The following is an 11526-nucleotide window of genomic DNA, read 5'->3' on the forward strand; positions in this document are numbered from 1 at the left end:
CGAGCGGACATCCGATGAAGGCCAAGGTTCACGTCACCCTCAAGCGCGGCGTTCTCGACCCCCAGGGCAAGGCCATTGCGCACGCGCTGCACACGCTGGGCTTCGACGGCGTCGAGGACGTCCGCGCCGGCAAGGTGATCGAGCTGCAGCTCAAGAGCACCGACGAGGCGACCGCCCGCAAAGAGGTCGAGGCGATGTGCAGCAAGCTGCTCGCCAACACCGTGATCGAGGACTACGCCATCGAGCTGGTGGCCTGAGCCACCGGTTGTCTGGAGCAGAGCGCGGCCGATGAGCGTCGAGCATGAACGCTGAGCATCTGGCCGCGCTCGACCCCATTTTCGCCGAATGCCTGCGCGTCGGCGGCCCGGTGATCCGCGATTTCACCCGGCCGACCGGCTTCGTCGGCCTGCTGCGCATGGTGATGGAGCAGCAGCTCTCCACCAAGGTGGCGCTGGCCCTGTGGGCCAAGCTGCAGGACCGGCTGGGCGGCGAGGTCACTCCCGGCGCCATATTGGCGCTGAACGACGAGACCTTGCGCGCCTGCGGTTTCTCCCGCCAGAAGATCGGCTACGCCCGCGGCCTTGCCGAGGCGGTGGCGAGCGGCCGGCTCGATTTCGACATCATCCATGACCTGCCGGACGAGGAGGCGATTGCCCGACTCGTCGCGCTAAAGGGCATCGGCCGCTGGAGCGCCGAGGTCTATCTGATGACCACGCTCGACCGGCCGGACATCTGGCCCATCGGCGATCTGGCGATCCAGCTGGGAGTCCAGCGGCTGAAGGGCTGGGCCGACAAGCCGACGGCGAAGCAGTTGATCGAGGTGGCCGAACCCTGGCGGCCCTACCGCTCGCTGGCGGCGCGGCTGGTCTGGCACCATTACGTGGCGCTGCAGGAGCAGGCTAGGGCGGCGAGGGTCGGCAAGGGATTGCCCCCTCCCTAACCCTCCCCCTCTTCGAGGGAGAGGGGACTGCCGCCGCCCTTGCACTTACTCCCTCTCCCGCGAAGCGGGGGAGGGTTGGGGAGGGGGCATCGTCAGCCGACACCTCCACAGCCTCACCCCGCCAGCACCGGCAACCGCCACCCCGCCAGCGCGATCTCCACCGGCAGCCGCGCCAGCACGTCGCCGTCGCCCTGCACTGCGTCGGCGAACAGCCCGTCGCCCGCCGGCCCTTCGATGCGCACGCGCTTCGCCGTCACCACGCGATACTCCGGAAAACGCGCCAGCCGCCCGGCGGTGACGCCCCAGACATAGCGCAGCGCGTTCAGCCGCCCGCCGCGCGGGAACAGGCAGACATGCAGCTCCGGCTCGGTCAGCCGGGCATCGGGCGCACAGATGAAGCGGCCGCCGTAGAAATGCCCCTTGGCGACGATGACCGACGCCACGTCGTGAGCCTCCCCGTCATCCAGCGTCACCCGATAGCGGTGATCCGGCCGGGTCGCCAGCTGCACCAGCGTTTCCGCCACATAGGCGCCCTTGCCGATCAGCCGCTTCACCCGCGGGTCGACCCGCTCCACCACCCGCGCGTCCAGCCCGACCCCGGCCATCAGCGAGAACACCCGCCCGTTCGCCAGCGCCGGCCAGATCATCGTCCGCCGCCCGCCGGCAATCGCCGCGGCGATGCGTTCCGCATCCATGCCCAGGCCCAGTTCGGCGGCCAGCACGTTGGCGGTGCCCATCGGCACGATGCCGAGCGGCAGCGGCAGGCCCGCCGCGGCATGGACCGCCAGCCCGTTGATGACCTCGTTGATGGTGCCGTCGCCACCGGCCGCGATGACGGCATCGACCTCGGCGGGATCCGCACCGCGGGCGAAGTCCTCGGCATCGCCGCGCTTGCCCGTCGGCTTGACGGTGACCGACAGGCCGCGCGCCTCCAGCCGGGACACCACCGCGCGCAGCCGCCGTGCCCGCCGCCCGCCCGCCGTCGGGTTGTGGATCACCAGCAGCCGCCGCACTTCGGCCGTGGCATCGCTTCCGCCGCCCGAGCCAACCGCCGGGTTCTCGTCCATCAGCACCGTGTCGCGCACCGATTCGCTCTCCCTGACCGGCGCACCGGGCGCCTTCTGTTGCAGAACCGTGAAGGGCAGGCGGCGATTTCATTGCAGTAAAACTGCAACGCTGTGACGAACGCCCAAATCACTGTCACGAATAGGTGCGGGCGTTCCAAATCATTGTCAAGATGTGGTACTTTCCTTTATACGGCTGTTGTCTTGATGGCCACCGGCCATGGCGACGACGGAGCGGATGATGGACGCCGTCCCAGCGGTCAAGCGCTACCGCAGCATTTGGATATCCGACGTTCATCTGGGAACGCGCGGCTGTCAGGCGGAGCTGCTTCTCGATTTCCTGAAGCATACCGAATCGGATCACCTGTTCCTGGTCGGCGACATCGTCGACGGCTGGCGGCTGAAGAAAAGCTGGTACTGGCCCCAGGCCCACAATGACGTGGTGCAGAAGATCATGCGCCGCGCCCGCAAGGGGGTGCAGGTCTATTACATTCCCGGCAACCATGACGAGGCGGCGCGCGACTATGTCGGCCTGCAGTTCGGCGGCGTGCATGTGGTCGACGAATGGGTCCACACCACCGCCGACGGAAAGCGCCTGCTGATCACCCATGGCGACAAGTTCGACGCGGTGGTGCGCTATGCCAAGTGGCTGGCCCTGCTGGGCGATCACGCCTACGTCACGCTGCTGCATGTCAACACCCTGTTCAATTGGGTGCGCCGCAAGCTGGGCTTCAATTACTGGTCGCTGTCGGCCTACCTGAAGCACAAGGCCAAGACCGCGGTCGAGTTCATCGGCAAATACGAAGAGGCGCTGGGCGACGAAGCCCGCCGCCGCAATGTCGACGGCGTCGTCTGCGGCCACATCCACACCGCCGAGATGCGCGATATCGAAGGAATCCTCTATTGCAACGACGGCGATTGGGTCGAGTCCTGCACCGCTTTGGTGGAGCACGACAGCGGCGTGCTGGAGATCATCCACTGGGCGGAGGTCATGGCGCGGCGGCTTCCCGCCCCCGGTCCGAGTGCGGGCAAGATCACGGCGAAGGAACGGGAAGCGGCGTGAACATCCTGATCGTCAGCGACGCCTGGCACCCGCAGGTGAACGGCGTCGTGCGCACCATCGGCACCGTGCGGGCCGAGTTGGAGGCGATGGGCCACAGCGTCGAGGTGATCGGCCCCGACCGCTTCCGCACCCTGCCGATGCCCACTTATCCGGAAATCCGCTTGGCGGTGGGGGCGAAGCGCCGGCTGTGGGCGATGATCGACGGCATGCGGCCCGACTGCATCCACATTGCCACCGAAGGACCGCTCGGCTTCGCGGCACGGTCCTATTGCCTGAAGCACGGCAAGCCCTTCACCACCGCCTATCACACGCGCTTTCCCGAATATGTGCGCGACCGCGCGCCGATCCCGCTGGCGCTGTCCTATGCGGTGGTCCGCCGCTTCCACAAGCCCTCCTCGGCGGTGATGGTGGCGACCCAGACCATCGAGGACGCGCTGAAGGGCCGCGGCTTCACCAACATCCGGCGCTGGACCCGCGGGGTCGATACCGAGCTGTTCCATCCCCGCGACAAGGGCTTCCTCGATCTGCCGCGGCCGGTGTCGATGTATGTCGGCCGCGTCGCGGTGGAAAAGAACCTGGAGGATTTCCTGCGCCTCGACCTCCCCGGCACCAAGGTGGTGGTCGGCGACGGCCCGGCGCGGGAGGAGCTGCAGCGCAAATACCCCGGCGTCCATTGGGTCGGCGCCAAGCATGGCGAGGAGCTGGCGAAGCACTATGCCGCCGCCGACGTCTTCGTCTTCCCATCGCGCACCGACACCTTCGGGCTGGTCCTGCTGGAGGCGCTGGCGTCGGGCGTGCCGGTGGCGGCCTATCCGGTGCCGGGACCGCTGGACGTGGTCGACGGCTCTGGCGCCGGCTGCCTGGACGTCGATCTGAAGCGGGCGGTCGAAGGCGCGCTGGCGATTCCGGCGCAGACCTGCCGGGACTATGCGCTGGGCTATTCCTGGCGCCGCTCGGCCGAACAGTTCCTGTCCAACCTGCGGCCGTTCACGTAACGGCGTCAGGTCAGCGGGGGCGGCGCTTCCCGGTGCCGTCCCCCGCCGTTGGCCCTGAGGCGCTGGCGCAGCAGCAACCGTGTCCGCGTCCGCGCGTCGTCCACCATCGGCACGATCGCCAGCAGCACCAGGAACGCGGCCAGCGGCACCGTCGTGACGTAGCCCACATATTTGAACCCGGCGGCCCCGATCACCCCGCCCAGGCAGAAGGCGGCGAGCAGCGCCACCAGCAGACCCAGCCGCGGCCAGTTGGTGCGCACCGGCTGGTAGCGAGCCGACTCGGTGCCGAGATTGATGTAGACCAGCTTGCCCAGCTCGATCCCGATGTCGGTGACGATGCCGGTCATGTGGGTGGTGCGGATCTCCGCATTGGAGATCTTGGTGACGATGGCGTTCTGCAGCCCCATGATGAAGCACAGCAGCAGAACCGTCACCGGCACGAACAGCGCCCGATGCTCGTCCAGGCTGTTGCCCAGCAGCCCGAATCCCAGCAGCAGCAGCGCCTCCCAGAACAGCGGGTAGGCATAGGCGCTGTGCATCCGGTGGTGCCGCCCCCAATTGACGAGAATGGTCGAATAGGCCGCCCCCGACACGAAGGCCGCCACCGACGCCATCCCCGCCGCCGCCGCCACGAGGTTCCCCAGGATCAGGTTGTCGGCGATGGACGAGACGATGCCGGTCATGTGCGAGGTGTATTGCAGCACCGCCAGCAACCCGCCCGCATTGATCGCCCCGGCGACGAAGGCCAGCGACACGCCGAGATGGACGTTGGCCCGCCTGGTTCGCTTGCTCTCCGAAAGCGTGCGCAGATATGAGACCGGCATGCATCACCGCAAGGCGGGGGATTTGGATCAGGATAGCGGAGGGATGGGGCGGGGGACAATGCGACGGGATGGACTTTCCCGACTTGCGAAACCATCCCCTTGGCGACGGTCCCGCGGCATGGTTCCATTCGGCTCTTCCACATTGGCGCGAGGTGTCCGCCCATGAGCCCCGAATTCCTCATCACCTCCCTGATCGTCGTCGCCTCGCCCGGCACCGGGGTGCTGCTCACCCTGGCGGCGGGGCTGTCGCAGGGGGCGCGGGCCAGTGCGATCACGGCGTTCGGCTGCACGCTGGGGATCGTGCCGCACATGGCGGCGGCCGTGCTTGGGTTGGCGGCGCTGCTGCACACCAGCGCCGTGGCGTTCCAGGGGCTGAAGATCCTGGGCGTGCTCTACCTGCTCTACATGGCCTGGGCGACGCTGAAGGAGCAGGGGGCGCTGAGCGTCCAGGCGGAGACGGCGCGGCTTCCGGCCGGGCGGATGATCCTGCGGGCGGTGCTGGTCAATGTGCTGAACCCGAAACTGTCGATCTTCTTCCTGGCCTTCCTGCCGCAGTTCGTCACCGACGCCGATCCGCAGCCGCTCGCCCGCATGCTGGAACTCAGCGGCGTGTTCATGGCGCTGACCTTCGCCGTCTTCGTCGTCTACGGCCTGTTCGCTGCGGCGGTGCGCGATCAGGTGGTCTCCCGCCCGCGGGTGATGGCCTGGATGCGCCGCAGCTTCGCCGCCGCCTTCGCCGCGCTGGGGGCCAAGCTGGCGCTGGCGGAGCGGTGAGATGGGAATTGGAGACCATGACGAGCTGGACTATATCTGACCAATCATCTGGTCAGGATGCCCGGACATGAACATGATCCCCCTTGCCGACGCCAAGGCCCATCTCAGCGATCTGGTCGCGCAGGCGGAAGCGGGAGAGACCGTCTGCATCACCAGGCGCGGAAAGCCTGTCGCCCGGTTGACGGCCGTGCAATCCGCTCGCCGTCCGATTTCCCTGGCGGAGCTGCAGTCGGTCACGAATTCGATGCCGATGCAGTCTGAAGATGCCGGGGATTTCGTCCGCAACATGCGTGACGGCGACCGGTATTGATCCATTATCTCGATACGTCGTTGGTGGTTGCCGCACTGACGAATGAAGCTGCGACGGCGCGCATCCAGGTCTGGCTGCACCGGCAGGATCCCGCCGGTCTGTTGATCAGCCCATGGGTCATGACGGAGGTATCGTCGGCATTGGCGATCAAGCTGCGCACCGGGCAGCTTGCTGCCAATCATCGCGCGGCGGCGTTGGCATTGTTCACGCGGCTTTGCGCAGAGACCTTCACCATTCTTCCGGTTGAAGCGGCGCATTTCCGAACTGCGGCCCGGTTTGCCGACCAGCACATGCTTGGCCTGCGGGCTGGCGATGCCCTGCATCTTGCCATCGCGGCGGAAGCCGGGGCTTGCCTGTGCACGCTCGACCGCCGCTTGGCGGAGGCGGGGCTCGCGTTGGGGATCGAAACACTTTCGCCTTGATGACCAACAGTTCCGCGGAGCCCCGACCTGCCGGCCACGCATCCCCATCGAACCGGCCCCTGTTACGGAACGGTTGCCGCGTGCTAAGGTGCCGCCGGGCGCGCTGCCGGTGTTCCGTATCAGGAGGACCGGCAACGCGCCCGTTGTCGTCCGTCTCCTGTTCCGGGCCTTGATGCTGCAATCCCTTTACCGTGGCCTGACGACCGTCGCCGGGCCGGCGGTGCGCCTCTATCTCGACCGCCGCCGCGCTGCGGGCAAGGAAGACCCCGTGCGTCAGGCGGAGCGGTTCGGCACGCCCTCGCGCCCGCGGCCGGCCGGACCGCTGGTGTGGATCCATGCGGCCAGCGTGGGCGAGGCGAATTCGGTCCTGGTCCTGATCGGCCGGCTTCTGGACGACGCATCCGACCTGACCGTGCTGATGACCACCGGCACCGTCACCTCGGCAGAACTGATGGGACGGCGGCTGCCCGAGCGGGCGATCCACCAATATGTGCCGGTCGATCTGCCGGATGCCGTCGACCGTTTTCTCGACCACTGGCGCCCCGACGCGGTGCTGTGGACGGAATCGGAGATCTGGCCGAACCTGCTGGCCGGCATCCGCGCCCGCGCCATCCCCGCCGCCCTGGTCAACGCCCGCATGTCGGAGCGCAGCTTCGCCCGCTGGCGCAACGCGCCGCGCTTCGTCGGCGGGCTGCTGTCGACCTTCCAGATCACGCTGGCCCAGACCGAAGGCGATGCGGAGCGGCTGCGCCGGCTGGGTGCCGCGGGAGTCGCCAGCGTCGGCAACCTGAAATTCTCCGCCGAGCCGCCGCCCGCCGCCGCCGCTGCGATGGAGCCACTCCGCGCGGCGCTGGCCGGCCGGCCGGTCTGGCTGCTCGCCAGTTCCCATCCGGGGGAGGAGGACATCGCCGCGGCGGTCCACGCGGCGCTGGCTCCGGCTCTGCCCGGCCTGCTGACGATCATCGTCCCCCGCCATGCCCATCGTGGCGAGGCCGTTGCCGAGCTGATGGGGGCGCGCGGCTTGCCGGTGCTGCGGCGAACGGACAGCCACCTGCTGCCGGGGCCGGAGCATGCCGTCTATGTCGCCGACACGATGGGCGAGCTGGGACTGTTCTACCGCGCGGCCCCGGTGGTGTGCATGGGCGGCTCCTTCATTCCCCATGGCGGGCAGAACCCGGTGGAGCCGGCGCAGCTGGGCTGCGCGGTGATCTACGGCCCGCACATGTTCAATTTCGGCGAGATCACCCACATGCTGGAGGCCGCCGGCGGCGCCCTGCCGGTCGCGGACGGCGAGGCACTGGCCCGCGAGATCCGGCGCCTGCTGACCGACGACCATGCGCGCGACCGCATCGTCGCGGGGGCGGCGCGGGTGACGGCGGACAACCGGCGGATCATCGACCGCGCGCTGGCCGCGCTGTCCCCGCTGCTGGACACCGCCGGCATCCCGACCGCCGCCTGAGGGATGAGCGTGAGGGGATGAGCGTTAGGGGATGACTGGCCCGTGAAGACCCCCGCCTTCTGGTACAGGCCGCCCGGCTTGGCTTCCTCGCTGCTGGCGCCGCTTGGCGCCCTCTATGGGTTTGCCGGACGGCGGCGCATTGCCGGGACCGTTCCGCACCGGGTCGCGGCGCCGGTGGTCTGCGTCGGCAATCTGGTGGCGGGCGGTGCCGGGAAGACGCCGGTCGGGCTGGCGCTGATCGCCGCACTGCATGCCCGCGGCGTTCCCGTCCATGCGCTGACCCGCGGCCATGGCGGACGGGAGGCCGGACCTCTGCAGGTCGATCCCGCCCGCCACACCGCGGCCGATGTCGGCGACGAGGCTCTGCTGCTGGCCGGCGCCGCTCCCTGCTGGGTGGCGCGCGACCGGGTGGCGGGGGCGCAGCGCGCGGTCGCCGCCGGGGCGGGGGCCATCGTCATGGATGACGGGTTTCAGAACCCCGCCCTGCACAAGAATCTGGCGCTGATCGTCGCCGATGGCGCGGTCGGCTTCGGCAATGGGCGGCTGGTGCCGGCGGGACCGCTGCGCGAACGGGTGGCCGACGGCCTCGCCCGTGCCGATGCGCTGGTGATCCTGGGGGAGGACCGCCATGGCCTCGCGGCGCTGGCCGGCGGGCGTCCCGTGCTGAAGGCGTGGCTGGAGCCCGATCCCGCTGCCGCCGCCCGGCTCGCCGGCCGTGACGTCCTGGCCTTCGCCGGCATCGGCCGCCCGGAAAAGTTCTTCGCCACGCTGGAGGCGCTCGGCGCCCGCGTGGTGGAGCGTGGGCCCTTCGCCGACCACCATCCCTACCGCCCGGACGAGGTCGCGGCCCTGATCGACCGCGCCGCGGCGACGGGCGCCTTGCCCGTCACCACCGCAAAGGACGCCGTGCGCCTGCCGCCGGACCTGCGGGGCAGGGTGGAGGTGCTGCCGGTCTCCGTCCGCTGGGAGGATGAGGGGGCGCTCGCCGCACTGCTGTGCCCTGTGCCGTTGAAAGGAAGCCCCGATGGCCAAGCCGCGTAGCCCGCTGCAACAATGGCTGACGCGCCATGTCGGCTACAAGCTGGAAGCGGCGCTCGTCCATGGCGTCTGCGCAGTGTTCCGGGCGCTGCCGCTCGACCGCGCGTCGGCGCTCGGCGGCTGGATCGGACGGACGGTCGGGCCATGGCTGCCCAACAGCGCCCGTGCCCGCCGCAACCTGACCCGCGCCTTCCCCGAAAAGAGCAAGGCGGAGATCGACGCGATCCTGCGGGGGATGTGGGACAATCTGGGCCGCACCATCGCCGAGTATCCGCATCTGGAGCAGATCGGCCGCGAGCGGATCGAACTGGTTGGCATCGAGCATGTCGACATGCTGCGCGAGGACGGCAAGGCGGGCATCCTGGTCTCCGGCCATCTGGCGAATTGGGAGGTGCAGTCGGTCACCGCCCGCCTGCACGGGCTGGAGTTGGGGCTGGTCTACCGCGCGCCCAACAACCCCATCGTCGGCGAGCTGCTGGTGAAGCTGCGCGGGGCGGCGACCGGCACCCACATCCCCAAGGGGCCGGACGGCGCCCGCATCCTGCTGCGCCATCTGACCAAGGGCGGCCATGTCGGCATGCTGATCGACCAAAAGATGAATGACGGCATTCCGATCCCCTTCTTCGGCCGCGACGCCATGACCGCACCGGCCGCCGCCATGCTTGGCATGAAGATGCAGCTGCCGCTGTGTCCCGCGCGGACCGAACGGCTGGAGGGCGCGCGGTTCCGCGTCACCGTCCTGCCGCCGGAGGAATACCCGACCAGCGGCGACCGCAATGCGGATGCTCGAATTCTGATGGAACGGCTGAACCGTCTGTTGGAGGATTGGATCCGCGAGAGGCCGGCGCAATGGCTGTGGATCCACCGCCGCTGGCCGGATTGACCGCGTCCCCATCGCCCGAAGGCCCGTCGCCATGACCCTGCCGCTCGATCCCCATCTGCTGCAACTCTACATGATCGCCGTCTGTGTCCTGGTCCTGGCGCCGGGACCGGATTCGCTGCTGGTGCTGACCCGCAGCATCGCCGACGGCCGGCAGGCCGGGGTGGTTGCGACTCTGGGCATCTGCGTCGGCAACATGGTGCATGCGCTGCTGGCCGCCGCCGGCATCTCCGCCCTGATCGCGGCCTCGACCACGCTGTTCGACCTGCTGCGCTATGCCGGCGGCGCCTATCTGGCGTGGATCGGCCTGCGGTCGCTGTGGAGCGTCTGGGCGAGCCGGGGCGCCGAACCCGCGCCGGCCATCGAGGCGCCGCCCTCGGCCCGCGCCGGCCGGGTGTTCGTCCAGGCGCTGCTGACCAACCTGCTGAACCCGAAGATCATCCTGTTCCAGCTGGCCTTCGTCCCGCAGTTCATCGCCCCCGCCCTGGGCCAAGTGGCGTTGCAGACCTTCATTCTCGGCAGCATCATCTCGGTGCTGGGCGGCCTCTATCTGGCCGGCGTCGCCGCCCTCAGCGCCGGCGCCGCCCGCCGCGTGCTGTCCAGCCCGCGGGTGCGCACGGCGCTGGACGGCATCGCCGGGGTACTGTTCCTTGGCTTCGCGGTGCGCCTGCTGCTGACGGACCGGAAGTTCGCGTAAGGGATAGGTAGGGGTCTAGCTGCGCACCGCAGCAACCCCTCACCAAAGATCGTCCTCGTCCTCCGCCCCGGTATCGACATCGAAGGTCGCCGTCTGCCGGACGACCGGGTGGCTGTCCTTCCACTCCTCGAAATCCGACACCACCGCCGGGCGGATGCCCAGCGCCAGCACCGGGCAGCCGCCGCCGCGGCCGGCATCCAGCCGGTAGAGCAGCTTCTTCATCCAGGTGGTGCTGGCGCCGTACTTGTTCTGGAAATTCTTCATCTCCACCCGCCGCGCCACCTCGGTGAACAGCGGGATCAGCTCGGCGCTGCGGGTCAGCAGGACGCCGGCATTGATGATGCCGCATTCGTAGAAGGTGCGGGCGGCGTAGAGATCGCGGTCGAAGGTCTGGTCCTTGCTGTTCCATTCCAGGTCGAAGGAGACCCGCCCCTTCACGAAGTCGATCTTGTGCCCATCGATGAAGCCGTTGACCTTGTAAAGCTCCTCGCGCTGGCGCTGCTCGGTCACGGTCTGGCCGCGGTTCTTGCCGGCGACGCGGCGCTTCTCCTCGTGCGTCACGATCATCTTGGTGATGAACAGGTCGCCGCGGATGCGCGTCTCGTTCCAGCCCAGCGGGTTCAGCATCCGCTCCATCGTCTTGGCGATCTGCGACTTGTTGCCGCCGGATGCCACGATGTCCTCGGTGCGGATGCGGAACTCCATCAGCCGTTCGGTGATCTCGCGGAACTCTGGCGTGCAGGCATAGGCCAGGATGCGGGCGGCGTTGCGGTAGCTGTGCACCTCGTACAGGTCGAGGAAGCCCGGCGGGAACAGATCGCCCAGGTCGGGATCCCGCGCCTCGATCAGCGGGGCCTTGTCGTGGATGCAGGCAAGCAGGGTCATGACGGCACATGCGCGATGGGAAACGGCGCCACCATGGCGGCTGCCGCCCGGCAAATCCACCCTTTCCGCCCGACGGCACCGCCTCATGAAGACAGCCGGGGGCCGAACTGGCGACCATTCCCGCACCTATGATAAGGTCCCCCGCGCGCCGGGGTGGAAAATGCGCGGCAAGTTC

The 11526-nt window shown here is 68.8% G+C and carries 14 protein-coding genes; 11 read left to right on the forward strand and 3 right to left on the reverse strand.

Annotated elements, in window-relative coordinates; genetic code table 11:
• Positions 1-14: 14 nt before the first annotated feature.
• Both purS and AZOLI_RS02215 read left to right on the forward strand, forming a co-directional pair.
• Positions 15-257, forward strand: coding sequence for a phosphoribosylformylglycinamidine synthase subunit PurS (gene purS, locus AZOLI_RS02210; protein ID WP_014246942.1), 243 nt, complete (start codon positions 15-17; stop codon positions 255-257).
• 44 nt (positions 258-301) lie between these two features.
• Positions 302-940 (forward strand): DNA-3-methyladenine glycosylase family protein, encoded by a 639-nt coding sequence (locus tag AZOLI_RS02215; RefSeq protein WP_014246943.1) that lies wholly within the window; start codon positions 302-304, stop codon positions 938-940.
• A gap of 113 nt (positions 941-1053) precedes the next feature.
• Here AZOLI_RS02215 and AZOLI_RS02220 read toward each other — a convergent pair whose 3' ends face one another.
• Complete coding sequence (locus tag AZOLI_RS02220; protein WP_014246944.1) at positions 1054-2025, reverse strand: diacylglycerol/lipid kinase family protein; 972 nt, start codon at positions 2023-2025, stop codon at positions 1054-1056.
• Positions 2026-2224: 199 nt separating this feature from the next.
• On the opposite strand from AZOLI_RS02220, the gene AZOLI_RS02225 reads away from it, so the two are divergent.
• On the forward strand, positions 2225-3067 hold the full coding sequence (locus tag AZOLI_RS02225; protein ID WP_162487952.1) for a UDP-2,3-diacylglucosamine diphosphatase: 843 nt from the start codon (positions 2225-2227) through the stop codon (positions 3065-3067).
• Positions 3064-4062: a glycosyltransferase family 4 protein gene (locus AZOLI_RS02230; protein ID WP_014246946.1), complete on the forward strand. Its 999-nt coding sequence runs from the start codon at positions 3064-3066 to the stop codon at positions 4060-4062. Before AZOLI_RS02225 ends, AZOLI_RS02230 begins: the two co-directional genes overlap by 4 nt.
• Before the next feature lie 5 nt (positions 4063-4067).
• Here AZOLI_RS02230 and AZOLI_RS02235 read toward each other — a convergent pair whose 3' ends face one another.
• Positions 4068-4886, reverse strand: coding sequence for a YoaK family protein (locus tag AZOLI_RS02235; protein ID WP_014246947.1), 819 nt, complete (start codon positions 4884-4886; stop codon positions 4068-4070).
• A gap of 162 nt (positions 4887-5048) precedes the next feature.
• Here AZOLI_RS02235 and AZOLI_RS02240 point away from each other — a divergent pair, with 162 nt between their 5' ends.
• From AZOLI_RS02240 to AZOLI_RS02270, 7 genes are all read left to right on the forward strand, one after another.
• Positions 5049-5660, forward strand: a complete 612-nt coding sequence (locus AZOLI_RS02240) for a LysE family translocator (protein ID WP_014246948.1) — start codon at positions 5049-5051, stop codon at positions 5658-5660.
• Between the two features lie 67 nt (positions 5661-5727).
• Complete coding sequence (locus AZOLI_RS02245) at positions 5728-5970, forward strand: type II toxin-antitoxin system Phd/YefM family antitoxin (RefSeq protein WP_014246949.1); 243 nt, start codon at positions 5728-5730, stop codon at positions 5968-5970.
• Positions 5967-6392, forward strand: coding sequence for a type II toxin-antitoxin system VapC family toxin (locus AZOLI_RS02250; RefSeq protein ID WP_014246950.1), 426 nt, complete (start codon positions 5967-5969; stop codon positions 6390-6392). The genes AZOLI_RS02245 and AZOLI_RS02250 overlap by 4 nt, the downstream gene beginning before the upstream one ends.
• 172 nt (positions 6393-6564) lie before the next feature.
• A complete protein-coding gene (locus AZOLI_RS02255) occupies positions 6565-7851 on the forward strand; it encodes a 3-deoxy-D-manno-octulosonic acid transferase (RefSeq protein WP_044550337.1) in 1287 nt (428 codons plus the stop codon).
• Positions 7852-7893: 42 nt separating this feature from the next.
• Positions 7894-8892 carry a tetraacyldisaccharide 4'-kinase gene (lpxK, locus tag AZOLI_RS02260; RefSeq protein WP_014246952.1) on the forward strand — a complete coding sequence of 333 codons (999 nt, stop codon included), beginning with the start codon at positions 7894-7896 and terminating at the stop codon, positions 8890-8892.
• Positions 8876-9772: an LpxL/LpxP family acyltransferase gene (locus AZOLI_RS02265; RefSeq protein ID WP_014246953.1), complete on the forward strand. Its 897-nt coding sequence runs from the start codon at positions 8876-8878 to the stop codon at positions 9770-9772. Before lpxK ends, AZOLI_RS02265 begins: the two co-directional genes overlap by 17 nt.
• 31 nt (positions 9773-9803) lie before the next feature.
• Complete coding sequence (locus AZOLI_RS02270; RefSeq protein WP_014246954.1) at positions 9804-10466, forward strand: LysE family translocator; 663 nt, start codon at positions 9804-9806, stop codon at positions 10464-10466.
• A 39-nt stretch (positions 10467-10505) separates the two neighbouring features.
• Here the strand turns inward: AZOLI_RS02270 and AZOLI_RS02275 are convergent, their stop codons facing one another.
• Positions 10506-11351 carry a BglII/BstYI family type II restriction endonuclease gene (locus tag AZOLI_RS02275; RefSeq protein WP_014246955.1) on the reverse strand — a complete coding sequence of 282 codons (846 nt, stop codon included), beginning with the start codon at positions 11349-11351 and terminating at the stop codon, positions 10506-10508.
• Between the last annotated feature and the right edge of the window lie 175 nt (positions 11352-11526).

This window comes from Azospirillum lipoferum 4B (genome assembly GCF_000283655.1).
In the GTDB taxonomy this organism is placed as follows: domain Bacteria; phylum Pseudomonadota; class Alphaproteobacteria; order Azospirillales; family Azospirillaceae; genus Azospirillum; species Azospirillum lipoferum_C.